This window comes from Brevibacillus sp. Leaf182, assembly GCF_001423865.2.
Classification (GTDB): domain Bacteria; phylum Bacillota; class Bacilli; order Brevibacillales; family Brevibacillaceae; genus Brevibacillus; species Brevibacillus brevis_C.
In genome coordinates this window covers 26,742-50,539 of sequence record NZ_LMPN02000026.1, presented here as the reverse complement: position 1 = coordinate 50,539, position 23,798 = coordinate 26,742, and the positions used below count along the sequence as shown (strand labels likewise).

The window sequence follows — 23,798 nt, the reverse complement described above, 5'->3', positions numbered from 1 at the left end:
GCGTTGAAAGTTTGTCTCGCCAGACAAGGTCTGCCATCAGGGATGGACGGATTTTTCCAATGAGTTGTGCTGGACGTTCACTTTGCAATCCAGCCATTCTTCTGCAATGGTTCGGAATTTGTGGGCGTCTCCACTCGTCACAAACAGATGTTCCGGGCGTTCTATTTGCTTGCTTTCGGCGTCCGTCGCAATTTGCAGGGACAATTCTCGCGCAGTCTCTTCTGCGGAGTTAATCAAGCGTACTCGATCTCCCATCACTTCCGAAATGACTGGTGCTAACAACGGATAGTGTGTACAGCCCAAAATTAACGTGTCCAAATCTTCGTGCAAGAACGGGGCGAGCGTTTCTTTTACAACTCTTCTTGCTTCCTCCGAGTTCGCCATGTGGCTCTCCACCAGTGGCACAAACGCGGGGCAAGCCATGCCAGCGACGTACAAATCCGGTTGAATCCGTAAAAGCGCACGCTCATACGCTTTGGTACGAATGGTCGTTTCCGTCCCGATGACACCGACCCTTCCATTTTTCGTGACTTGAACAGCCGCACGCGCGCCTGGCTCAATCACCCCAATGACGGGCAGCGGCAAATCCTCCATCGCTTCCTCCAGCACGACAGCAGTCGCTGTATTACAGGCGATCACTAATGCTTTTAACGGTGTACGCATCACATAATCGATCATTTGAAAGCTGTAGGCACGAATCTCTTCCGGCGATTTGGAGCCATACGGACAACGGGCATTATCGCCTACATAAACAATCCGTTCTTCGGGTAGCTGACGCATGACTTCCTTCGCAACAGTTAATCCTCCCACTCCTGAATCAATAACGGCAATCGCTCGTTCTCTACTCATGCTAATGTGTCTCCCCTGTTGAAATGAATATAGTACAGCATACCACTCAAACATTTGTGCTACTACCATATGCGGAGATGAAATTTCTTGTACTCCGCAAATGTCGCACCTTCTCTAGGCGCCTTTCATAATGTGGGGAGAGATGATGTGCCCACGAGGAGGAGAATCTTTTGGTAGAAGAAGCCAAGAATTTGCTGGACTGGAGCCAATGGGGCCGACAATGGATCGAGCATTTGCGAAGACACAAGTCCCTCAACCGAGAACTCGAACGGCATCTGCACAAATTCGAAGAAACATTTACACGGATCGGAAGGGAAGCATCCAAGCTTGGTTCAACACAAGAAAGCGACGAGCTACCTGCTCTCATCACTCGCGCAGAACAAGTGCAGGAGCAATTCCATCACTTTTTACGACTGGCTCAGTTGAGTGAAGATGAGGAAAATTTGGCAGGAGAAGGGAGGGAACCTGTTCAGGAATCCATGAATGCACAGCCAGCGGTCGCGGAAGAAGTACAAGTGCCTGTTGTGCCAGAACCCGTTTCCTATCCCGGTGCACGCGAGCCAGTGCGTGCAGCACGCCCCGTAGCTGTCGGCCGACATACCCTCCCTCCGCTCCCTTATGCCTACAACGCATTGGAGCCGTACATCGATGAAGCTACCATGCAAATCCATCACACCAAACTGCACCAGAAGTATGTAGACGATCTCAATACAGCAGAACGGAAGCTGGCAGAGGCTCGAGAAAGTGGCAACTTCGATCTCATACGCCATTGGGAACGCGAGCTAGCCTTTAATGGGGCCGGTCATTACTTGCATACGATCTTTTGGCCATCCATGAGTCCAAATGGCGGTGGCACACCTTCTGGTGATCTTGCAGCGGCAATCAATCGGTATTTCGGTTCGTATGACGCCTTTAAGAGACAATTTAGTCAGGCGGCAGAAAAGGTAGAAGGTCCTGGGTGGGCGATCCTCGTTTGGTCCCCTCGAACACATCATCTGGAGATTCTTACAGCCGAAAAGCACCAGAACCTGTCACAATGGGATGTGATTCCGCTACTGGCGTTGGACGTATGGGAGCATGCCTATTTCCTGGCGTATCAAAACCAGCGAGACAAGTATGTAGAAAACTGGTGGAATATCGTCAATTGGCCCTATGTGGAAGAGCGATTCGAGAAAGCACGAAAACTGCGCTGGGAGCCTTATTGACTTGTATCTCCCCTTCATTGACAAACCCCCGTCATCCCAAATGTCAGGAATGAGAGGGGGTTTTTGCTTTGCTGGCGGAACTTATTCGTTATAGGGGACAAATTCGATCTTTTGCACCTTGATCGGATTTTGGAGGGGCTTGGCATTCTCATCTGTTTTCTGGGCAGCGATCTTGTCTACCACTTCCATCCCTGCAAATACATGACCAAAAACAGTGTGGCGATTGTCGAGGTAAGCTCGCCCGCCAATTTCTTTATACTTCGCTTCTGCGTTCAAAGGTAGCGCCGACAAATCGAGGTACTCCTGATCTACCTTCGGGCTTTGTACAATGTAGAAATGCGTGCTGTTCGTATTAGGTCCAGCGTTCCCCATGCTGAGCGCTCCTCTGAAGTTGAACAGATCCCGGCTAAACTCGTCTTCAAACGAATCGCCGTAAATACTCGGCAGCTCCTTGCCGTCCGGCCCTTTCAAATCTCCCGCCTGAATCATGAAATCGTTGATCACACGGTGAAAAATCATATTGTTGTATTGCCCTTTTTTCGAGAGAGTCTTAAAGTTTTCCACTGCTTTTGGAGCTTTGTTCGGGAACAGTCTCACCTTGATCACACCGGCATCAGTCGTGATCACGCATATTTCTTCACCTTTGCGTGGCTTTTCCAACTGAAACAGCTTCACATCTGACACATCAATGCCAGAGTCCTGCCAAATGACGCCCCACGCCTTCCAGTTCACCGGGTCTGTCCCGAGCCTGGCCAAGCCGAGATAATCCGTTTTTTCAATGGCCTTGTTATCTGCGGTATACCCGACGTATTTGAATTTCACAATCGCGCGGTAGTTATTGTAAGCGTCTTCCTTCGTGACGGTGTACAGCTTGTCTACTTTTGCTTCGATCACCTGAATGTTTTTGTATTGCGCCAATCCTTCTACGTAGGTTTTCATCGCAAAATTCGTCAAGGAGTCATCTGCTACCAGCTTTGCTACCTCAGCAGGTTTGGATCGTTGCTTCACCAAGGACGCTATGAAATCATTGACTTCCTGCTTATCTCCCCCATGTGGACGGAACTGGTTGACCTGAACTTCGTTACGATAATCATGAATAGCGTTTGCAGCAGCTTGTTGGACAAAAGTCGGACTCAGTAACGGGATTGCAATACTTGCAACGACTGCTAGAGAAACGAGTTTTTTCATTCTTTCCGCCCCCACTTATAGAAGATTGTTCCATAAAAACAGTATAGCTCAATCTGCAAATCGATGTCTGAAATATTTTAAAAATTCTGCTAAATAAAGCAAGAAGATCCCGTTTTTTCCCATAAAATCTCTTGCGTCTTTTTGCGTCCCTCCCCCGTCTAACCCATGTAACCTTCATGAAGCTACAACAAAAAAACAACTAATCATAACGGCCATATGCCATATAAGGGAGAGACTCACCATGAATAAAAAAACCATCACTGTATTTGCTACTTCTATTTTGACTTGCTCTGTTTTTGCTGGAGTTCTCGGCACGACTTGGGCTAACCAGGCTACTCCCCTAGTAACCACGAAGCAAGAAACAAACGCAAACGAAGCAGCCAAGCAGAATATGTTCCGGAATATCAAACTAGCGGAGCCTGCTCTCTTGTACACCTTAAAAGGGGAAGCAAGTGTTTTTGAAGGAACGTACCAATACGCAGTCAAGCAAGGGAAGCACGTCTTGGCAAAAGGCTACGGCACTGCTTCAAAAGGTGGCCCAGAATGGGGAACTTTTGCGCAAACGATTAAGATTGCAAGAAGTGAACTGATCGGAAACGAGCCATTGATGCTCGAGATGTTTGAAATCAATCAAGAGAACGGCGCGATCATCAACAAGCTTTCGATCCCATTAGATAGCTCCGATACAGTAAAAAACACCAAAGTTTTTCGTAACCTGAAGCTTGTGGCACCGTCTGTCGTGTATACCGTATCTGGCGAAGCTAGCGTTTTCGAAGGCACCTATCAGTATGCCGTGAAGCAAGGCGAACAGGTAGTTGCCAAAGGCTTTGGAACAGCATCGAAAGGCGGCCCGGAATGGGGTGAATTCTCCGAGGAGATTGTCATTCCGCTGAGCAAACTGTCCAAAAATAAGCCAAGCACCCTCGAACTGTTTGAAATCGATCAAGAAAGCGGCGAAATGAAAAATAAAATGATGCTTCCATTGAAGTAAGGAGGGTGTCCAGTATCGTGAATCAAACTGAACTGGCACAGAGAGCCATTTCCGGTGATGAAGACAGCTTTACGCTTCTGATCCAAGAGAGTAGAGAAAAAATATATCGCATGGCTTTTACTTATGTACGAAACAAGGAAGACGCGCTGGAAATCGTGCAGGAAACTGTCTACCGTGCCTTCATCTCCGTACACAAATTGAAGCAGCCGCAATATTTTCAAACGTGGCTGACCAAAATCGCTGTCAACTGCGCATTGGATCACATTCGCAAAGCAAAAAATGTCGTTTATATGGATAAAGAGCATGAAGGCAGCTACGAGCAGAAACCGCGAGAAGATGTCATCGACTTGCATGATGCCTTGGGCCAACTCGATGAAAAATCCCGAACCGTCATCATGCTGAGATATTTCGAAGACATGCCCATCAAGGACATTGCCGATGTGCTAGACATACCCCTCAGTTCCGTAAAGTCGATCATTTACCGCGGACTGGAGAAATTGAAAGTGAACATTGGGGAGCGTGAATTTCTTGGATAAAAAATTGGACGATTACAAACAAGCCTATCACGATATCGAAATTCCCGAAGAGTTGGCGGCAGTCACCGAGCAAGCCATCGATCGCGGGAAGCTTCATCGAAAACGTGCGAAAGCAAGAACCCGTTGGTTGAAGCACGCTGGCGTAAGCGCAGCCGCTGTCTTTGTTCTTTTCACGGTCAGCGTGAATACGATGCCCGCTTTCGCAAGTGCTTTGGAAAACGTTCCTGGTCTCGGCAAGCTGGTGAAAATATTGCAATTCAATAAAGGCAGTGCAGGCGGCGGTACTCCTCAGGATGCCGTAGATGTTAGCTTCATTTCAGTCCAGAAGCAAGGAGACCAGGAAAACATCATCTTGAACTTTACCCAGGATAATGAGGTACAGCAGAACGCCAGCTCCTTCCACGTGAGTTTTACTGAATACCCGAATACGATGACGTTTACTGTTGGTGGTGCGAGAAGATTTTCGGCTGTCAAAGATTTCGAGACATTGAAGCAAAGTCCGTATATCGAAGATGCCTACGAGATTATTTCATTGGACGATTCTCTCGTGCGGTTTAATGTGACCTTTAAGGAAGCGATTGCTTATGAGGTGAAAGAGTATAAGGGACCGGCACAGATTGTGATTACGATTTCGCCAAAAGAAGTGACGCCAGAAAAGCAGCAGCCTGTGTACTCAGTACGGACCGCTTCCGTGCCGTATGGAGAGACGCTCGGGGCTATGGAGGAATCTCTGTTGGTCGCGGACAATATGCGAGTTTTGAAGGACAACCAAGGTGGATACTTTGTCGAGGCAGGGTATTATCGTACGGAATCTGAGGCTCAGGAGAAAATGAAGCAGTTGAAGGATGAGTTTGGGATTGTAGAGCCGTTGTTTGTGGAGAAGAGGGAGTATTTGGAGGTGCCTGGGGGGATTGTGGCGAGGTAAGTCTCCCCTCCCCCTTCCCTCCTATCAATCGTCAGATTATTCTGGGAGGATAGAAAAGCTGTGAACATGATAGGAAAGTTCCTAGTGACTCTATATAATAAGCTCTCAAGAGCGCTCTTATCTGTTTTTAATTTGAATCGGGAGGTTTCATGATGAATACCAAAACTGTTGGTTATGAAGCCAGCTATCGTGATCAATTGGTAGAGATTTGGTATCGTGCTGTTTGCCGTACTCACCATTTTTTGACGAAAGAAGATATTGCGTTTTATAAAAACATGGTAAAAAATGAAGCACTATCTGCCGTTGAAGTATGGATGGAACTAAACGAAAAGAAAGAGCCTGTAGGCTTTATTGGCCTTGATGGACCGAAAATCGAAATGCTGTTCGTTTGATCCAGAATACCACGGGAAAGGGATTGGCAGCAGATTACTCGAACATGCGGAACGCAAGTATGGTCCTAATCTGAAAGTAGATGTCAACGAACAAAACGAAGGGGCTCACGCTTTCTACAAACGGTATGGGTTTGTGCAAACAGGAAGATCTGAACTGGATGGTTCGGGAAGGCCGTTTCCTTTGCTTCATTTAGATTTGCAACGTTAATTTTCATTTGTTTCAAAAAACAAGACTGTCTCCTGTAGTAGAATTCTCTACTTGCGAGACAGTCTTGTTCTACTTATTTGCCTTGAAAACTACCAAGGGCATTCACACAAAGGGCCATTTCTGACGCATCCTTTTTGGCATCCTGCAAATGCGCTTGCTCCGAGCTTTTGGAGTAATTTTTTGAACATGCTTATCACCTCTCGTTTTACATAAAATGTATTTACAGGAATATAATACAATATTTATATGAAAATTGAAATCGTTTTCTGAAATTTCAAGAAGTAATATTTTTGTCGCTTCTTCTATTATTCTCTTCTGCTGCTTCCATTTTGTTAATGAACGTCCCGAGTACCTTTAATACTTGAAACAAGACGACCAAAATCGCGATGACCGTCACCCATAATACCCCGAACCCAATCATCCAGCCTGTAGACATGCTCATCCCTGCCTTTTTCGCAAAATATGTTTGAACGTACTGATTTCTCCGCTAATAGCCATGAGCAGTGAGATGCACACACTCGAAAAGAAGATAGCGATTACCCCATTGGTGATTTCGAAACTGCCGGACATGAAATACTGGTCAACACTCGCCCAGCGCTCGCTCCATTGCCCCACATAAACGACCAGACTGATGAATAAAAGGTTACGCAAAACAAGCTTCCACGATAAAAAATGGTTTCCCGCCATTCCGCCGCATCCGCAAGAAATCTTCTTTCTGCCTCTTACTAGATTGATACTGATCGCAAGTGTGTACGCCCCCAGCAACAAAATCGCCAGGGACAGTCCTAACGTTGTAAAAAGACCAAGCAGCAAGGAAATCGCTACGGTGGCTTGCAACACCAGATCAAGATACGTAAAGTGTTTGGACCACGAGTAGGGTATGATCTGATAGGCTCGCACAATGGACAAATGCGTGCCCATATCGCTTATTTTTGAGACAAACGTGCTGAGAAATAAAAATGCGAGAATCAGCCGAAACAGCAAACCAAGCTCTTCCATAACACCCCTCCTCCATTACGCAAACCATTTCGCCTGCATGCGGTACATGCGCGAATATTCTCCGTTTGCATCCATTAGCTCATCATGATGCCCTACTTCGATTAGTTGGCCATGCTTCATGACAAAAATCCGATCCGCCATTCGTGCCGCAGCCATCCGATGGGAAATAAAAATCGCCGTCTTGTTCTGTGTGAGAGCATCAAATTGTTGAAATACCTCCAGCTCTGCCTGCGGATCAAGTGCCGCCGTAGGCTCATCCAGAATAAAAATCTCTCCTCTTCTGTACAAAGCCCGAGCCAACGCGATCTTCTGCCACTGTCCGCCTGACAGGTCTTCGCCATCCTGTAGCGTCCGACCCAAAATCGTATCGTATCCACTGGGGAGCTTGCGAATAAAGGTATCTGCACCGGTCTCAACCGCTACTTGCCTCATCTGCGCGGGATTAATCTCCTGCGTCACTCTCCCAATGGTAATGTTCTCTCCAGCCGTGAAATTGTACCGAATGAAGTCTTGGAAAATGACCGTGATATTTCGTTGCAGGTCGGAAATATCGAGCTCACGAATCGACTGATTGTCGAACAGAATATCTCCCGAATGGATCGGATAAAGTCCCATCAAGCATTTGACGAGCGTCGTTTTTCCAGAGCCATTATCGCCAACAATCGCAATACGCTCCCCCGGATTAATCGTAAAGGAAACTTCATTGATCACATTGCGTTCCATTTTGGGATAGCAAAACGAAACCCGATCAAACGTAATACCAGATTGCAGCTTGTTGGGAAACTCCGCTTTGCCAGTGAGCTGCGGAATCGTTTTATCCTCATATTCCAGAAAGTCAAACAGATCAGCGATGTACAGGCATCTGTTGACGATATGTGCGAGGTTAAAGGTCATTAACGAAAGCAGTTGCTGCGTATTCTGTACCGCTTGTGCAATGGCTACAAAATCCCCAACCTTCAGGGCGCTCGCACGAAGCAGCGATACGACCAATCCCAAGCAGCCAATATACATCGAGGAGGTAAATATCCCTGAGAGAATCAGTGCTTTTTCCCTGCGGTGGAGGAGACGAAGTACCTCTTTCATATTTTTCAAATACAGGCGAGACCATCTACCTAGTAAAAAGTCCTTTAGCTGAAACAGTCGGACCTCTTTGGAGCTGTCACGCTCATTCAGGATTGAGCTGATGTAAGAGGCTTCGCGAATCTCTGGCGTCTGTAGCCTTGCGAGAAAGTATTCCGACATACCAAATTTGATTTGGACGATTAAAAGTGGGATCACGGCTAACAAGCTCATCACAGCTAATCCCCAGTGAATGCTAAGCAAAAACACCGAATAGGAAATCAGAGTAATCAGATTTTTTCCGAGATCTAATACCCTTTCCACAGGGTCCAGAAAGCGTTCCCCCATTGCCTCTGCCCGGATACGGTGGTGATGATTGTAAAATTCCGGATCATCGAAATAAGAGAGCGGAACAGATGCTGCTTTCTTTGCTACCAAATGCTCCAAATGATATTCCAATCGTTGCTCTGTATGGGCATCGAGAACACGTAAGACCGTTTCCAACGCATTCGTCACCAGCGTCACGGAAAACAATCCCGCAAGCAGCCAAAGCAATGGCTGGTAATCATCCGTCTGATCCAGCGCAATGGCAGTAACCTCATTCACCATTTCTTTCATGATCCAGATCGTAGCCAACGGGGAAAATGCCAGGATGATTCTGAGAGCGATGGAACAAATGAGCCACAGCTTGCCATGTGCCCAAATCAAGCGAACGGTTTTTGCAAAATAAGAACGTGTCATGCCGGTTCACCTGCTAGCGCCAGGAGCTTCTTTTTGGTTTCCACGGCAGTTATCGGCTTGGCACGAATGACGTCCTGCTCATCGATTACCAAAACGCTGGGGAAATGATTGATCTTGTATGCCTCCAGCATAGGTTCGTTGCCAATTAAGACAGGGATGCCGGATATGTTGTTTTCTTGCAGCCATTGGGAAGTGGATAGCTGTTCGGATTCTGTCGAGATGATCACGGATGCATCTGTGAGTACCCTTCCCTCGGACAATAGTTCGTGTACGTGATTGGCACAGTGCCCGCAGCCTGTATGGGTGAAGTTCACGATGAGTGGACGGGGCAGATGATTTAGTTGTTGTTCTTGACCGTTGAGCGTGAGGAAAGGTAGCGATTGCAATTTGGTGCCGATTGCAGGTCCAGTTTCCGGGATGAAAGGGTGGAAGTGATGGACCTGATCTCGTGTTTGTTTTAATAGGGTGAGAACTTTTGCCAATATAAAGGCAAAGATAAGTAGAAAGATCATGTTTACGGCTATGAGCAAATCTATCGATCCCCTTCCATGCGACTCGAGATTATACGCGAGACGTAACATATTTTTACAGAGAAAATACCATAATATTCTAGTTTTGTCATTGTTTTATGTTTCAAATATGTTTGTTGGTAGAAAAGATTTTACACTTAAGCCCCCTCAGACAGAGGTCTTACCAAAACACATAAGAAAACTCCAAACCAGTAGTTCATTACTCGTTTGGAGTTCAACTTTTTATTCATGACGTACTTCTATCTATTGTCATTTAAACCCTCATCTGCCCCGCGATCGTCAAATGCGCCTCACCTGCTACCCGAATAACAGGCTCCTCTCCAGATCGATCAACCGTTACATACAGCTTTCCTGGCCGACCAATCGCATGTCCTTGCCCTACGACGAGCTGTGTCACTTTTCCAGCAGGTAGCCTTTCTTCCAATGCCAGATAGCCAGCCAGTGCCCCGTTTGCAGCACCTGTCACAGGGTCTTCCGCAATCCCGATCGCAGGCGCAAAATCCCTTGTATACAAGTCATAGCCTTCAGGGGCATCCCACGTAAACAAATGGGTGGTTGTGATGCCGTGTTCCCTGTTCATTTCTGCTAGTGAAGAGAACAATGGCTGCGCTGCATCGATTGCCTGACGAGTGCGGACTGGAACGAGTAGATGCCTATTACCTGTGGAAGCAAGCTTCATCGGATATCGATCGTCCAGATCAGCCAGTGTAATACCAACCAGCCTCGCTACCTCTTCTCTGTCTAAATCAATTTCCTTCACAGAAGGCTTGATTTGAGTCATTTCCACTCGCTGTAACTGACCATCCTCCCTCACCAATTGAACAGGAATCAACCCAACGTTTGTCTCAAACACGATACGGCTTCCCTTTTCCAACCATCCCCGTTCTGTCGCCAATAGCCAAGCAGAACCTACTGTCGCATGGCCGCAGAAATCGATCTCAACGGAAGGAGAAAAGTAGCGAATACGAAAATCTGCTTCCGGATGGTCGGACGGCATCAAAAAGGCAGACTCAGGAAGATTCAACTCATTGGCAATTTTCTGCATTTGTTGTAAAGTCAAAGTACCTGCTTCCGGGATGACGCCCGCGGGATTGCCAGCAAACGGCTCTTTCGTAAACGCGTCCACATGATATACGCTCACATGATTCATGGTTGTCTCTCTCCTTTTTTAAACGAATGCTTCTCTTGCTTTTCATCTTAAAGGGATGTAACCGCGCTGTAAAATGAAGCTTTCGCATACGAACCATGATAAAAACTTCATGAAAGGAGCAGCTCCATGACTTTGTTTCAGATGGAAGTCCTAGTAGCGATCACGAACGCTGGTAACTTCACACGAGCAGGAGAACAAATCGGATTGAGCCAGTCGGGAGTGAGTCATACCATCGGCGCACTGGAGAAGGAGCTTGGCATTTCCTTGTTCACCCGCAATCGTAGCGGTGTTAAGCTGACCACAGCCGGTGAAAAAATAGTCGCCGCTGCCCGGACCATATTGGAAAACGTCTCGCTGATAAAACAGGTGGCTGCCGAATCAAGCGAGCATTTGGAGGCAATGCTCCGGATTGCTTCTTTTCCCAGCGTAACCGCTCAGCTCCTGCCTAAATTGCTACAGGCGATGCAGAGTCGCTATCCGCATATCCAAATAAAGCTATATGAAGGAAGCTATCAAGAAATCAAAGAATGGGTTCGCTCAGGGGTTGTCGATGTCGGTTTTCATGTGTGGCCCGATGACGAGCTGGAGGGAATCCTGCTGACGACAGATGCCCTGTATGCTGTCGTGCCAGCCAATCATCTTCTGGCAACGGAGCGCTCGCTTACCTTGGAACAATTAGCCTGCGAATCGTTTCTCATGCCCATGGCGGGTTGTCACTTGTTGATTGGCGCGGAGTTTGCCAAGGCTGGGCTTACGCCGAATGTTTCCTATGAAATCGCCGACAATACAACGATACTGGCCATGGTAGAAAGCGGTGTCGGGGTGACAGTCGTGCCGTCACTGACTCTACCCACGCAACTACCCGATGTCGCTGTCATACAAATCACGCCACCTCTCTCCCGGCAAATCGGCTTGGCTGTAAGTTCGCTTCGTGAAGCCCCACCTGCCGTTCAAGCTTTTTTGCGGGAAGCAGAGCGCATTGCACCCACACTATAAAAAGGACGTGCTTCTTCGTTGAAAAAATGGCTCATTCTCCTACTTGCTCTCTCCGTGATCAGCAGTGTGATTTTAGGAATTACCATTCAAGCCGGTACGTTGGTGCCGTTGATTAATCAAAGCTTTTTAATTGGTCTTTTCCTGCTAATCGTTGGGAGTATTGCCGTCGTTACACGCTCTGGATTTTTTACTATTTTTCTGCGTGGATTCAAGCAACTGAAAGGGATGTTTTTCCGAAAACCTCGCATGATGGACAGTGATATTGTTCAAGCTAACGACCCTGCTTTCGAGGAAAAGAAAGAGTCATTCGTCCGAATCGGAACCTCGCTTTTTCTCACATCAGGTACTGGACTGATTGTCTTCTCAATTGTTCTGACCTGTTTCTACTATTTATAATCTCACTAGAAAGGGCTGTCCCATCGATCGGGAACAGCCCTTCTTCCTCTCTTACGACTCTATCAAATGGCAAGCCACCCAATGCCCGGGTTGCGCCTCCTGCCACTTCGGCACTTCTTCCGCACAACGAGGTTGTACGAGTGGGCAGCGTGTACGAAAACCGCAGCCACTCGGCTTGTTGGCTGGACTCGGCAAATCTCCTTGCAAAACGATACGCTCTCGCTTCACCGTCGGGTCAGGCACCGGCACAGAAGAGAGCAAAGCCTGCGTATAGGGATGCAACGGACGAGCGTACAGCTCATAGCTCGATGCCAGCTCGACCATTTTCCCCAAATACATGACGCCAATCCGGTTGGAAATATGTTTGACCATAGACAGATCATGCGCGATGAACAAATAGGTCAATCCGCGATCATGCTGCAAATCCTCCAATAAATTGACGACTTGCGCTTGAATCGAGACGTCAAGTGCGGAGATCGGCTCATCGGCAATGATAAATTCCGGCTCTACTGCCAACGCCCGCGCGATTCCGATCCGTTGACGCTGTCCCCCACTGAATTCATGTGGAAAACGCTGCGCATGATCCTTATGCAAGCCCACTAGATGGAGCAGTTCCGCCACACGCTCTCGTCTCATCCCGCGATTCAAATGATGGATGTCCAAGCCCTCTGCAATGATGTCCTCCACGGTCATACGCGGGTTCAGACTTGCTTGCGGGTCCTGGAAAATCATCTGGGCATCCCGATTGAACTGCCCCGCTTCTTTTCCCCGAAGCTGATGAACATTCTTCCCTTTGAACAGTACTTCGCCATCTGTATGGTCATACAGGCGAATAATCGTCCTGCCTAGCGTAGACTTCCCGCAGCCACTTTCGCCGACCAGACCGAACGTCTCTCCTTTGTTGATCGTAAACGAAACACCATCGACTGCTTTCAAATCAAATCCCGTTCCTAGCGAAAAATACTTCTTTAAATCACGAACATCAAGCAAAGCCTCTGTCATACGCCCTGCCTCCCTGCTGCCACTAGCTCCTCTATTCGCGGTGCTCGTGGATCGTGGAGCCAGCAAGCTGCCTGATGTCCACGCCCGAATTCCCCCGTCACGGGCATCTGCTGTTCGCATATCTCCATCGCAAAATCACAGCGGGCAGCAAACGGACAGCCGACTGGCGGATGGAACAAATCTGGAGGGCTGCCTTCGATGGGAATCAGCCGTTGCTTTTCGCCCTCATCCAGACGAGGGAGGGAGCGCATCAGTCCCCATGTATACGGATGACGAGGATTCGCAAAAACGTCCTCAACCGTCCCAGTCTCGACAACCATCCCCGCATACATGACAACCATGCGATGAGCGATCTCGGCTACGACTCCCAAATCATGCGTAATAATCACAACAGATAACTCCTGTTCCTCTTGCAGTCGCTTGAGCAAATCCAAAATCTGCGCCTGAATCGTCACATCCAGTGCTGTCGTCGGCTCATCAGCAATCACCAGCTTGGGTTGGCAAGCAAGAGCAATCGCAATGACTACACGCTGACGCATGCCTCCGCTGAATTGGTGCGGGTACTGATCGATTCGCTTTTCCGGATCGGGAATTCCTACGAGTGAGAGCATCTCGATCGCTCGCTTTCGCGCTTCCTCTTTTGATACCTGGTGACTGCGAACGAACCCCTCTACGATTTGTGTCCCTACCTTCATCGTGGGATTGAGTGCTGTCATCGGGTCTTGAAACACCATGCCGATCTGCGTTCCGCGAATACCCAGCAGCTCTTTTTTGGGCAGATGACTGATTTGGGCTCCTTCAAATACAACCTTGCCCCCGACAATTTTTCCGGGTGGATTAGGGATTAAGCCCATAATCGCTTGAGCCGTAACACTCTTGCCACATCCACTCTCCCCTACGATGGCAACTGTCTCCCCTTTATCCACGTAAAAGGACACGCCCCGCACACCTTGAACCTCTCCACCATACGTTTTGAAATTCACCCGCAAGTTATCGATTGTCAGCAAATGCTGATTCATCCTCATTCCTCCTGTCGTCTCTAATCGCGTAGACGCGGATCAAGTGCATCCTGTAAGCCGTCGCCGAATACGTTGAAGGCGAACATCGTCAGCGAGATCATCAATGCTGGAAAAAACAGTCGCCACCAATCGCCGGTCAAAATAACGCCCAAGCCATCGTTTGTCATCGTCCCCCAACTGGCAACGGGAGCTTGTACACCGAGTCCTAGAAAGCTGAGAAAAGATTCCGCAAAAATCGCCGATGGAATCGTAAAGGTCAAATTGACGATAATGACGCCAAATGTGTTGGGAATCAGATGCTTCAGCAAAATTCGTGAAAACTTCGCTCCCAGTACTTGGGCAGCCAAAATGAACTCTTGGTGTTTCAATTGCAGGATTTGCCCGCGCACTAACCGCGCCATACCGACCCACCCAGTAGCAGACAGGGCAATAATAATCGTCAGCATACCCGGCTCCATCACAACCATGAGCAAAATGACGACCAGCAAATACGGCAGCCCATACAAAATCTCGATAATACGCATGATAATCGTATCGATGCGATCCCCTCGCTTGCCTCGTCCTGCCATATAGCCTGCAATTCCCCCGACAGTCACTCCAATGACCAGGTCAATTAACGCCGCGACAATACCAATCGTCAAAGAAATCCTCGCCCCATACCACGTACGGGCAAACATGTCACGTCCCAGCTCATCCGTACCGAACCAATGCTCCGCGGAGATTTCCTGATTTTTGGTCAGCAAGCTCTGGTCGGAATAACTATACGGCACGAGATTCGGTCCAATGATCGCCATGCCAACCAAAGCGAGAATAATGAACAGCCCGAGCATAGCTAGCTTGTTTTTTAGCAGCTTCCGAACGACCTGCTGCCCATTGCTGAGACTCGGTCGTGCAATGACATTCGCCTGCGTATTTTTCGTCAACGGGCGAAATAACGGGTCCACTTTGTGCTCCATCGCCACAGTTTATCTCTCCTTGTTGGTCAGCTTGATTCGCGGGTCAATCAGGGTGTATGCGATATCAATCAGGAAAATGGTAAAAATCAGAATCGCACTGTAAAAAATCGTCGTACCCAAAATGACCGGATAGTCACGGTTGAAAATGCCGTCTACGAAATACTTGCCAATGCCGGGGATCGCAAAGATTTTCTCCACGACAAAGGTTCCCGTTATCAAACTGGCAATCAAAGGTCCGAGAAAGGTGACAACAGGCAGAATCGCATTGCGAATTCCATGTCTGACGACGATGATAAACATGGGTATCCCCTTTGCCTCTGCTGTTCGAATGTAGTTCTGGTTCATAACTTCAATCATGCTGGCACGCATGTAGCGGGTAATGACCGCAACTGGACCAAAGGCAAGCGCCAGGGACGGCAGTATCGTATGCATCCAGGTACCCCATGTCGCAACGGGAAAGAGCGGCAGCTTGATCGCGAAGAAATTGATCAGAAGCGGTGCCATAATGAAGCTCGGAATCGCCACCCCCAATACGGCAAGCGCCATAGCCACGTAGTCCAGCCATTTATTTCGATTGAGCGCTGCGATAATACCCAACGCAATTCCGAAAAGGAGTGCGATCCCGATCGCTTGCGCACCTAACCACGCAGATGCTGCAAAGCCATCGGAAATCATGTCATTGACTCCACGAGAGTCTGATTTGATGGATGGGCCCAAGTCGAGCATTAACAGATTTTTCAGATACAAAACGTATTGAACAGGTAACGGTTCGTCCAGATTGTATTTGGCACGTAAATTATTGAGAATTTGCTCTGGTAGCTGATCCGACTCGGAGGCAAACGGGTTCCCCGGAATGGCATGCATCAAGGCAAACGTCAGCGTCACGATAATCCACAGGGTGACGAACATCATCAAAATACGTTTTACCAGATAGTTTGACATGGAAGTCCTCCTCGTTTACTTAGCCAGCTCGTAAATGGCATGCGCGTAAATGGCCATAGCACGCAGCAGGTCGTCAATCTCGGCATATTCATCAGTCAGATGAGCCATGGATTCCTTGCCCGGAAAAAGCGGGCCGAAAGCAACACCATACGGCATGATTTTGGCGTAGGTAGCTCCTCCTGAGGAAAGGAGGGTTGCTGGTTCTCCCGTGTGCTCCTCGTACACCTGCGACAAGGTTTGGATCACAGGATGATCTTTGGGTACATAATGCGACTTGGATGTCCGTAAAGCGGAAATCGTCCAGCCCAGCTCGACTGTCCTTTGTTTCAATTTCTCAACGTACTCCTCACAGGAAACAGTCGCCGGATAGCGTATATTGAGCCGAACTGTCCCCCCTTCGCAGGAATCGTAACGCAAAATCCCCGCGTTGACCGTCAGCTTGCCTGACACTTCATCCTCGCAAGCCATATGTAGATGGTGAGCAAAATAATCTTCATGCAGGACATCGGCCAACATCGTAAGAAAGGACGAACAGGAGCCACCAAACGGATACAAGCGCAAAAAAGTCGCCAACAAGGTTCCTGCATTCACGCCTTGGAATGGCGCCATCCCATGAGCCGGCTTTCCTGCCAGCGTGAACTGCAACTGTCCCAGCCCTACCAGTTCCATACGACCTGTTGTGTGGTTTTCATTCAGAAACATTTCCCACTCTTCCGCCAATCGGGAAAGGACGACCTCCTGCCGAGCCTGAAAGTCCAGTCGTACAAGTGCGACTGCTTTTTCGGGAACACTGTTGCCTTGATCACCGGAGACAAATGACGCTAACTGCCAGACTCCATTTCGTTCGATTGGTTCCATCGCTGGAATCGTCAATGTCGGGTTGATCTGTCCCTTTTCTGCATGTGTCATCGGAAAGGAGGAATCAGGTGAAAAGCCAATCGGCGGAATGCGATCATGCTGGGCAAAATGCTTCATGCACAGCCAACCGCTCTCTTCATCTGTTCCGATGATCATTCGCACGCGTTTTGTCAGTGGCAAGCCTGAATCCTTAACCAGCTTCAACGCATAGTACGCTGCCATCGCTGGGCCTTTGTCGTCAATCGCTCCACGCGCATAGATTCGACCGTCGCGAATGCTCGGTTCAAAAGGCGGAGTCGTCCAACCTTCTCCCACAGTGACGACATCGATATGAACGAGCACGCCGATCTCGTCTTCCCCGTCGCCTAACTCAATTGTCCCTGCGTAACCATCCAGGTTTTTGGTCTGGAAGCCATCCAGCTCACCGCGTGCGAGCATTGTTTCAAGCGCCGCGGCAACACCTTCACCAAATGGCTTTCCTTCTTTTGCCGTCGTCATATCTTCGATGCTGTTTATGGAAAGAAAGGATTTCAAATCATCCAGGTATTGCTCTCTTTGCAGAAGCGCTTGCTGCTTCCAGTAATCACTCATATGCGTTCCCCTGCTTTCATCCGATGTAGATAGGCAAGAAACGATTCACCTTTCGAGGAAATTTGACTCCCTTGTCTTCCTTTTCCCACTTGAATCAGCTCATCCTGCTGCAAAAGCTTCAAGCGATAGCGTAGCTGTTGCAAGGTAACTGAGTGGCCTCTTTCTTGCAACTGCGCAAGTAGCGTATAGCGTCCACCGCTCCCTTGTCCTAACTCCTGCAAAATAGCCGTGATTTCATCCAGAAATCCTCGTTTTTTATATGCAGTGACGATACTTTCACATTCATTGTATAGACCATCTACAGGCAACCGCGCTTCCGGTATTTCCCGCAGAAACGGCAAATGATACGGATACGCTTCATCCTCCACGACGTGTGCTAAATACTCGATCACATTTTCGAGCTCGCGAATATTTCCAGGCCAATCATACTCATGGAGTGCCCGCATCGCTTCATTGGTCAACGTAAACGGTGGGCGGCGCAAATCATAGGAGTATTTCTTTATAAATTGATGAGCCAACCACGGAATATCCTCCCTTCTGTTCCGCAAAGGCGGCAAATGAATCGGCAAGATATTCAGGCGATAATACAAATCAGCTCGGAAGGCTCCTTCTGTAATCATCCGTTGCAAATCTTGATTCGTTGCTGCGATGACGCGAATATCTGTCGGGATGATCTTGCTGCCGCCTACGCGCATAATCTGGCGTTCTTGCAATACACGCAACAGTCGGTTTTGAATAGCCGCGCTGGCATCTCCAATCTCATCAAGAAAAATGGTTCCTTTGTGAGCTAATTCAAACCAGCCGATATGTCCACCTTTACGTGCTCCGGTAAAAGCTCCTTCTTCATAGCCGAACAGCTCGCTTTCCAAAAGAGATTCCGATATGGCAGCGAAGTTGACCCCAACAAACGGCTCTCTTCGACGTGGCGAAGCATTGTGGATAGCCTGGGCGAGCAATTCCTTCCCTGTCCCTGTTTCTCCCAACAACAGCACAGTGGAGTTGCTTCTTGCGATTTTGCGGGCAATCTGAATGACTTTTTGTACAGGCGCGCTCTCCCCATAGAAATCATCAAATTGGTATTTGGCTACCAATCCTTTGCTGTAAAGGCGCATGCGATAATCATGCTCCAGCTTTTCAATTTCTGCAGCCTGGCGAAACAAGAGCAGACTCCCGAGAAAGCTGCCTTCCATGACGATGTGCATTTTGCGGAAAAAGTAGGTTTTGTTCGCCCAATCTACCAAAACATCCTTATTCTCTTCACACTGCCGGATCAACTGATAAAAATTCGCAGGCAAGCAATTGGACGCCCGTTCACCGACGACTTCATTCCCTTCCATCTGCAACGTATCGATTGCTTTCTGATTGACAAAACGGATGTTTTCTTTTTCATCCATGGCAATCACTGCGTCCTCGATCCGATTGACGATGGCCTCTAAATATTTGCTCAACAGATGCGCATGCTGAATCTCGTTGTTCAGCTCTTTGGTGATATCGACCAGCGATTGCATGGCGCGTGCGGTTACCTTTTGAAAATTGCCGTATTTAAAATGAGAGTAGATGGCAAGCCACGTAGATAAATCAATGATCCGATACCCGATATCGACCACTTTGCGAATATGCGGGGGGACATGCTCTGCCTCTCCTGGCGTTACCGCAATCTCGATGTCAGATGGATAGTCAGCACCTGGATAATAAGGATACAGTTCAAAATCCATCCCAGAGGCACGTAGCAATTCCACATTTTCTTTAGCAGTCTCCTTGGTGTCACTGACGAGAAGCACTTTCACGCCTTTCGGAATCTCCAGCATGCCGCGCAAATTATGATACGGCAGCATTCGCTTGGCTACGATGATACTGGATTCTTTCGGCACATACGGTTGTACAAGTGGGACGATGCTTTTGGTGGATACAATAACGAGGGCACCAGGCGTGATCGGGCGCAACGGAAGCTGGTCGACTCGCATCGCCTCGACATGGATATCATCGCCGATTCCCAATTCATGATATTGACTAACAACGGACTGTAGAAACTCATCCATTCTTGCAATAAATATGATCGATTTTTTGTCCATATCAGCCGCTCCAAGATGTAAAGTGAAGACAAGAACGTTTCAAATATTCGTTCTTGTCTTCGCTTATTTTACTTATTACTTATTGCCGATTTCTACCCATTTGTAGTCAATCGTGCCGACTGGATGGCGAATGATGCCTTTAATGTTTGGCTGCTCCATAAATACTTTTGTGCCGAAATAGATAGGTACGAGTGGCATATCATCCATGAAAATTTTCTCCGCGTCATGCATGAGCTTGAAACGCTCGGGTTCGTCGGCAGTGTTGCGAATCTTCTCGACCAGTGCGTCATACTCTTTGTTGCTGTAATTGATACGGTTTCCAGGATGGTCAGTCACGAATAGCTCAAGGTAGTTGACCGGGTCTCCATAGTCGGCAGGGATCGTCGAGCGGGAGAATTGGAGAGTGCGAGCACGCTGTTCTGCCAGGAATACTTTCCATTCTTTGTTTTCCAGCTTCACATCTACCCCGAGATTTTTCTTGTACATTTCCTGCAAAACTTGTGCGATGGCCTTGTGCGCATCACTAGTGTTATACGTCATGGTGACAGGTGGGAGGGTTGTCCAGCCTTCTTCTTCCATCCCTTTTTTCAGCAGTGCTTTTGCTTGCTCTACATCGTTATCCTGGAAGAAATCGCCACCCTTTGTGCGGAAATCCGTTCCGTCTGGCTCCGGGAAGCCCAATGGCACGTGAGCCATGGCAGGTGTTTGTTTCCCTTGCACGACATTGTCAATCAGTGTCTTACGATCGATGGCCAGTGCAAATGCTTTCCGAATATTGGCGTTCGTGAATGGAGGCATTGTGGTGTTCATCCGGTAGTAGTAGATGGACGCTTCCGTCTCTACCTTTGCTTCTCCAGAATCGATCAACTGTTTCTTCATATCATTAGGGACAGTCTGGATCATGTCGAGCTGACCCGTTTTGTACATTTGGAATTGCGTATTTTCATCGTTGACCATGACAAACTCGATCCCCGCATATTTGATCGAATCACGGTCCCAGTAGCCGTCGTTTTTCACCAGCTTTACTGATTGGTCATGTACCCAATCTTCCATTTTGAACGGTCCATTCGTTACGATGCTTGCAGCGCCTTCCGCCCATTTCGGATTGCTCTCTACGACTTTTTTATTCACCGGGAAGAAGGTCGGCTGCGTCAGGATGTGGAGGAAGTAACCTGTTGGTGCCTTCAGCTTTACCTCAAACGTCTTCTCGTCTACGGCTTTTACCTGTACGCCGTCTGCATTTCCTGTTCCTTTGTTGAACGCTTCTGCTCCATCGATGTAATAGGCGAGGAAAGCAGACGGGAATGCATTGTTCGGATCGACAATGCGCTTAAACGCAAACTCGAAATCCTGCGCTGTCACGGGGTCACCATTCGACCATTTGCTATCGCGCAATGTAAAGGTATACGTTTTCCCATCCTCACTCACTGCCCATTTCTCGGCCATGGCTGCTTGCGGCTTGTGATCCTTGTCCAGTCGAACCAAGCCTTCCATTGTGGCATTCAACACTTCATTGGAAGTACTGTCAAAGCCTTTTGGCGGATCGAGCGAAGGTGGTTCGGTCTTCAGGTTGAGCTTGAGTTTTGCAGCGGCGTTGGCTTGTCCACCTGTATCTGTGGACACTTGACCTGCTGTCCCTCCCCCTGCTGGCTGTGTCGGCGTTGCCGACTGACTACAACCTGTAATGGCAAGGACAGTGACAAGTGCAGCGGTACTAAGCAGCTTCCATCCTTTTCGCATGTTCATTGCATGTGACCCCCTTTTCTTTTTGAACAACGATGAATCTCTGTTGCTTTATGAATAAACGGCACCGCTGGGAATGCCATTTATACACGTAAAGAAAAATCTGTCTTGGCGAGACGGAAGGATGTCTCAATCCGTCCAACAACGTTACCACTCATGTTTGTAATGGGCGGGTTGGTGTATTCCGCGAGTTTGTCCAAAGGACCGTCCATGCCGATTCCCAGTTGACGAAGCACTTCATTGACGACCGGATTGATCGCCCGTGGTCCTCCATCCTCGATTTTGATGGCAATGCCCAATCCTGTTTCTCTATCGCCCAGGCAATACACGGACTCTGCGCCTGCCTTCCCTACGATACGCCCGGCAAAGGCTGACATGAGGTCTGTGCAATATCGATTCTCGCCTCCAACCATTTCGGGATGAGTGGTCATGGCATCCGTAATTCGCTGAACCGCTTTTCGTCGCTCTGAATTCTCGATCACCTCTGGTCTCGCCAGCTTGGCGAATGCCCACGCGTAATGAGCGAGCGGCAATTGATGGACGGGAACCCCACATCCATCTGTCCCGAGGTTGATTTTGTCTTTGGGGTAGCCTGTTATGTCCTCGACTACTTCGAGAATCCTTTGCTGCACTGGATGCGTAGGCAAATGATAGGTAGTCACGTCCTCCCCCATATGTGTTGCGGTGGCAACCATGCCGGAGTGCTTGCCGGAGCAATTCGAGAAGATGGGTGTAAGCGGCTTGTCTTCCCGAATCAGTTGTTTGTAGCTCTCCTCATGACGTGGCACATGTGTCCCGCATTGCAATGCCGCTTCTGGCTGACCTGCTCGCGCAAGCATCGAGAGCGCCCGCGTGCGATGGCGTGGCTCTCCACTGTGAGAAGCGCAACAGAGCGAAAGATCAGCCGGCTCAAAACCATACCGATCTGCCGCACCCGTCTCGATTACCGGAATCGTCTGCAACGGCTTCATACTGGAGCGTGCATATGTAAGGCGATGGGGATCACCATACGAATAGAGCAATGTCCCCTGCGAATCAACGACTGCGATATGTCCGAGATGTGAGCTCTCTACCTGTTCTCCCCGGTATACGTTGGCAACGACGTTCATAGCAAGTCTCCTTTGAGTGTGAATAGTAGAATGTTTGTACTTTTCTACAGTAAGCAATTAACGTGCCAACGCAAGGATATGACAGTTAATAATGAATTTTCTGCTATTTTACCTATGAGTAACGGGACAAAAATAACAGACCGCACGATAAATAAGCCACCCTATATACATTAATGAGTTGTCCTTTTAAATGATTAGGCTACCTTTATCATCAAACAAAAGAAAAACACCCCTTTGTATCCCGCAATCGGAAATAGGGTGTCCTGAATAGCCTTTCTCTTATTGTTTGGCAACGCGCTGCAAATCCGCTTCGACCATCATGTGAATGAGCTCTTCCAGCCTCGTTTTCGGTGTCCAGCCGAGCTCTCTTTTCGCTTTTTCCGGATTGCCCAACAAAATGTCCACTTCAGCTGGCCGATACAATTCCGGATCGATCACGACATAATCCAGGTAGTTCAACCCAACATAGTCGAAGGCGATTTTGCACATCTCTTCTACCGTCGAAGTTTTTCCTGTCGCAATGACATAGTCATCCGGCTTTTCCTGCTGGAGCATCAGCCACATCGCTTCCACAAAATCGCCAGCAAAGCCCCAATCCCGCTTCGCCTGGATATTCCCCAGCCGCAGCTCCTTTTGCTTGTTCGAGGCAATTCTTGCGACAGCATGTGTCACTTTCCTCGTTACGAATTCCAACCCACGCAAAGGTGATTCATGATTGAATAAAATGCCGTTGGTGCTAAACATCTGAAAGCTTTCCCGATAGTTTTTGGTCATCCAGTAGCCAAACAGCTTGGAGACTGCATATGGGCTTCTTGGGTAAAAAGGCGTTTGCTCCGATTGCTGTGGCTCCTGGATTAATCCGTACAGCTCACTTGATGAAGCCTGATACATTTTGATGGCAGGGTCCGTTTCCCGAATCGCCTCCAGAACATGCAGGACGCCCATTCCTGTTACTTGCGCGGTCAAAATAGGCTGCTCCCACGACGAACCGACAAAGCTCTGCGCACCTAAATGATACACTTCCTCTGGTCTACATGCCTTCAGTGCACGCGTCAACGACGACACATCCAATAGATCACCTTCCTTGTACTCTACGTGATCTGCGATGTTCAAATACTCCAGCCGCCACCTGTCCACCGTGCTCCGGCGTGGTACCAGCCCTACCACATGGTACCCCTTCTCCAGCAAAAATTTTGCCAGATAAGCGCCATCCTGACCTGTGATTCCTGTAAGGAAAGCTGTTTTCATCCGCTTCCACTCCCCTTCTTCAGGCTGTGCTGTACTGTTCATTCCGGTAAGTTCCCTTGAGCATCTCTTAAGCTTATGCCGGACCATGTTCAT

22 protein-coding genes and 1 pseudogene are annotated in these 23,798 nt (G+C 48.4%); 7 read left to right on the top strand and 16 right to left on the bottom strand.

Annotated features, from left to right (window positions below; translation table 11 throughout):
- Positions 1–36: 36 nt before the first annotated feature.
- Positions 37–849 (bottom strand): glutamate racemase, encoded by an 813-nt coding sequence (racE, locus tag ASG16_RS18590; RefSeq protein ID WP_056497639.1) that lies wholly within the window; start codon positions 847–849, stop codon positions 37–39.
- A 170-nt stretch (positions 850–1,019) separates the two neighbouring features.
- Here racE and ASG16_RS18585 point away from each other — a divergent pair, with 170 nt between their 5' ends.
- Positions 1,020–2,054 carry a superoxide dismutase gene (locus ASG16_RS18585; RefSeq protein ID WP_056497642.1) on the top strand — a complete coding sequence of 345 codons (1,035 nt, stop codon included), beginning with the start codon at positions 1,020–1,022 and terminating at the stop codon, positions 2,052–2,054.
- Between the two features lie 81 nt (positions 2,055–2,135).
- Here ASG16_RS18585 and ASG16_RS18580 read toward each other — a convergent pair whose 3' ends face one another.
- On the bottom strand, positions 2,136–3,242 hold the full coding sequence (locus ASG16_RS18580) for a peptidylprolyl isomerase (RefSeq protein ID WP_082517340.1): 1,107 nt from the start codon (positions 3,240–3,242) through the stop codon (positions 2,136–2,138).
- A gap of 241 nt (positions 3,243–3,483) precedes the next feature.
- Between ASG16_RS18580 and ASG16_RS18575 the strand changes: the two genes are divergently transcribed.
- From ASG16_RS18575 to ASG16_RS18560, 4 genes and pseudogenes are all read left to right on the top strand, one after another.
- On the top strand, positions 3,484–4,233 hold the full coding sequence (locus ASG16_RS18575; RefSeq protein ID WP_056497644.1) for a Gmad2 immunoglobulin-like domain-containing protein: 750 nt from the start codon (positions 3,484–3,486) through the stop codon (positions 4,231–4,233).
- Positions 4,234–4,250: 17 nt separating this feature from the next.
- Positions 4,251–4,769 (top strand): sigma-70 family RNA polymerase sigma factor, encoded by a 519-nt coding sequence (locus tag ASG16_RS18570; protein ID WP_056497646.1) that lies wholly within the window; start codon positions 4,251–4,253, stop codon positions 4,767–4,769.
- Positions 4,762–5,694 carry a DUF4179 domain-containing protein gene (locus ASG16_RS18565; RefSeq protein ID WP_056497647.1) on the top strand — a complete coding sequence of 311 codons (933 nt, stop codon included), beginning with the start codon at positions 4,762–4,764 and terminating at the stop codon, positions 5,692–5,694. Before ASG16_RS18570 ends, ASG16_RS18565 begins: the two co-directional genes overlap by 8 nt.
- A gap of 152 nt (positions 5,695–5,846) precedes the next feature.
- Positions 5,847–6,294 (top strand): annotated as a pseudogene (locus tag ASG16_RS18560) (acetyltransferase).
- A gap of 274 nt (positions 6,295–6,568) precedes the next feature.
- Here the strand turns inward: ASG16_RS18560 and ASG16_RS30950 are convergent.
- The 5 genes from ASG16_RS30950 to ASG16_RS18540 all read right to left on the bottom strand — a co-directional run bounded on the left by ASG16_RS30950 (position 6,569) and on the right by ASG16_RS18540 (position 10,773).
- Positions 6,569–6,730 (bottom strand): hypothetical protein, encoded by a 162-nt coding sequence (locus tag ASG16_RS30950; protein WP_162630222.1) that lies wholly within the window; start codon positions 6,728–6,730, stop codon positions 6,569–6,571.
- A 2-nt stretch (positions 6,731–6,732) separates the two neighbouring features.
- Positions 6,733–7,293: a MauE/DoxX family redox-associated membrane protein gene (locus ASG16_RS18555; RefSeq protein ID WP_056497650.1), complete on the bottom strand. Its 561-nt coding sequence runs from the start codon at positions 7,291–7,293 to the stop codon at positions 6,733–6,735.
- Between the two features lie 15 nt (positions 7,294–7,308).
- Positions 7,309–9,093 (bottom strand): ABC transporter ATP-binding protein, encoded by a 1,785-nt coding sequence (locus tag ASG16_RS18550; protein ID WP_056497652.1) that lies wholly within the window; start codon positions 9,091–9,093, stop codon positions 7,309–7,311.
- Positions 9,090–9,623: a TlpA family protein disulfide reductase gene (locus ASG16_RS18545; protein WP_056497653.1), complete on the bottom strand. Its 534-nt coding sequence runs from the start codon at positions 9,621–9,623 to the stop codon at positions 9,090–9,092. Before ASG16_RS18545 ends, ASG16_RS18550 begins: the two co-directional genes overlap by 4 nt.
- Before the next feature lie 253 nt (positions 9,624–9,876).
- A complete protein-coding gene (locus ASG16_RS18540; protein ID WP_056497655.1) occupies positions 9,877–10,773 on the bottom strand; it encodes a PhzF family protein in 897 nt (298 codons plus the stop codon).
- Between the two features lie 126 nt (positions 10,774–10,899).
- On the opposite strand from ASG16_RS18540, the gene ASG16_RS18535 reads away from it, so the two are divergent.
- Positions 10,900–11,769 (top strand): LysR family transcriptional regulator, encoded by an 870-nt coding sequence (locus ASG16_RS18535; RefSeq protein ID WP_056497656.1) that lies wholly within the window; start codon positions 10,900–10,902, stop codon positions 11,767–11,769.
- 18 nt (positions 11,770–11,787) lie between these two features.
- On the top strand, positions 11,788–12,165 hold the full coding sequence (locus ASG16_RS18530) for a DUF3899 domain-containing protein (RefSeq protein ID WP_056497658.1): 378 nt from the start codon (positions 11,788–11,790) through the stop codon (positions 12,163–12,165).
- Between the two features lie 51 nt (positions 12,166–12,216).
- Here the strand turns inward: ASG16_RS18530 and ASG16_RS18525 are convergent, their stop codons facing one another.
- The 9 genes from ASG16_RS18525 to ASG16_RS18485 all read right to left on the bottom strand — a co-directional run bounded on the left by ASG16_RS18525 (position 12,217) and on the right by ASG16_RS18485 (position 23,705).
- Positions 12,217–13,167 (bottom strand): ABC transporter ATP-binding protein, encoded by a 951-nt coding sequence (locus ASG16_RS18525; RefSeq protein WP_056497660.1) that lies wholly within the window; start codon positions 13,165–13,167, stop codon positions 12,217–12,219.
- Positions 13,164–14,186: an ABC transporter ATP-binding protein gene (locus ASG16_RS18520; protein ID WP_056497662.1), complete on the bottom strand. Its 1,023-nt coding sequence runs from the start codon at positions 14,184–14,186 to the stop codon at positions 13,164–13,166. The genes ASG16_RS18525 and ASG16_RS18520 overlap by 4 nt, the downstream gene beginning before the upstream one ends.
- Positions 14,187–14,206: 20 nt before the next feature.
- Positions 14,207–15,142 carry an ABC transporter permease gene (locus ASG16_RS18515; protein ID WP_241970796.1) on the bottom strand — a complete coding sequence of 312 codons (936 nt, stop codon included), beginning with the start codon at positions 15,140–15,142 and terminating at the stop codon, positions 14,207–14,209.
- Positions 15,143–15,151: 9 nt separating this feature from the next.
- Entirely contained in the window at positions 15,152–16,084 is a 933-nt protein-coding gene (locus tag ASG16_RS18510) for an ABC transporter permease (protein WP_056497664.1), read from the bottom strand.
- 15 nt (positions 16,085–16,099) lie between these two features.
- The gene (gene pepV, locus ASG16_RS18505; RefSeq protein ID WP_056497666.1) at positions 16,100–17,533 is read right to left on the bottom strand and encodes a dipeptidase PepV; all 1,434 of its coding nucleotides are present in this window, start codon (positions 17,531–17,533) and stop codon (positions 16,100–16,102) included.
- On the bottom strand, positions 17,530–19,605 hold the full coding sequence (locus ASG16_RS18500) for a sigma-54 interaction domain-containing protein (protein ID WP_056497668.1): 2,076 nt from the start codon (positions 19,603–19,605) through the stop codon (positions 17,530–17,532). The genes pepV and ASG16_RS18500 overlap by 4 nt, the downstream gene beginning before the upstream one ends.
- Positions 19,606–19,680: 75 nt before the next feature.
- Entirely contained in the window at positions 19,681–21,351 is a 1,671-nt protein-coding gene (locus tag ASG16_RS18495; RefSeq protein ID WP_056497670.1) for a peptide ABC transporter substrate-binding protein, read from the bottom strand.
- 80 nt (positions 21,352–21,431) lie between these two features.
- A complete protein-coding gene (locus ASG16_RS18490; RefSeq protein WP_056497671.1) occupies positions 21,432–22,457 on the bottom strand; it encodes an asparaginase in 1,026 nt (341 codons plus the stop codon).
- A 279-nt stretch (positions 22,458–22,736) separates the two neighbouring features.
- Positions 22,737–23,705 (bottom strand): GDP-mannose 4,6-dehydratase, encoded by a 969-nt coding sequence (locus tag ASG16_RS18485; RefSeq protein WP_056497780.1) that lies wholly within the window; start codon positions 23,703–23,705, stop codon positions 22,737–22,739.
- Between the last annotated feature and the right edge of the window lie 93 nt (positions 23,706–23,798).

Coding starts and splice junctions, on each gene's coding strand:
- ASG16_RS18535 (WP_056497656.1), top strand. CDS start 10,900: ATGACTTTGTTTCAGATGGAAGTCCTAGTAGCGATCACGAACGCTGGT.
- ASG16_RS18490 (WP_056497671.1), bottom strand. CDS start 22,457: ATGAACGTCGTTGCCAACGTATACCGGGGAGAACAGGTAGAGAGCTCA.
- ASG16_RS18550 (WP_056497652.1), bottom strand. CDS start 9,093: ATGACACGTTCTTATTTTGCAAAAACCGTTCGCTTGATTTGGGCACAT.
- ASG16_RS30950 (WP_162630222.1), bottom strand. CDS start 6,730: ATGTCTACAGGCTGGATGATTGGGTTCGGGGTATTATGGGTGACGGTC.
- ASG16_RS18495 (WP_056497670.1), bottom strand. CDS start 21,351: ATGAACATGCGAAAAGGATGGAAGCTGCTTAGTACCGCTGCACTTGTC.
- pepV (WP_056497666.1), bottom strand. CDS start 17,533: ATGAGTGATTACTGGAAGCAGCAAGCGCTTCTGCAAAGAGAGCAATAC.
- ASG16_RS18575 (WP_056497644.1), top strand. CDS start 3,484: ATGAATAAAAAAACCATCACTGTATTTGCTACTTCTATTTTGACTTGC.
- ASG16_RS18525 (WP_056497660.1), bottom strand. CDS start 13,167: ATGACAGAGGCTTTGCTTGATGTTCGTGATTTAAAGAAGTATTTTTCG.
- ASG16_RS18520 (WP_056497662.1), bottom strand. CDS start 14,186: ATGAATCAGCATTTGCTGACAATCGATAACTTGCGGGTGAATTTCAAA.
- racE (WP_056497639.1), bottom strand. CDS start 849: ATGAGTAGAGAACGAGCGATTGCCGTTATTGATTCAGGAGTGGGAGGA.
- ASG16_RS18500 (WP_056497668.1), bottom strand. CDS start 19,605: ATGGACAAAAAATCGATCATATTTATTGCAAGAATGGATGAGTTTCTA.
- ASG16_RS18540 (WP_056497655.1), bottom strand. CDS start 10,773: ATGAATCATGTGAGCGTATATCATGTGGACGCGTTTACGAAAGAGCCG.
- ASG16_RS18485 (WP_056497780.1), bottom strand. CDS start 23,705: ATGAAAACAGCTTTCCTTACAGGAATCACAGGTCAGGATGGCGCTTAT.
- ASG16_RS18555 (WP_056497650.1), bottom strand. CDS start 7,293: ATGGAAGAGCTTGGTTTGCTGTTTCGGCTGATTCTCGCATTTTTATTT.
- ASG16_RS18515 (WP_241970796.1), bottom strand. CDS start 15,142: ATGGAGCACAAAGTGGACCCGTTATTTCGCCCGTTGACGAAAAATACG.
- ASG16_RS18580 (WP_082517340.1), bottom strand. CDS start 3,242: ATGAAAAAACTCGTTTCTCTAGCAGTCGTTGCAAGTATTGCAATCCCG.
- ASG16_RS18510 (WP_056497664.1), bottom strand. CDS start 16,084: ATGTCAAACTATCTGGTAAAACGTATTTTGATGATGTTCGTCACCCTG.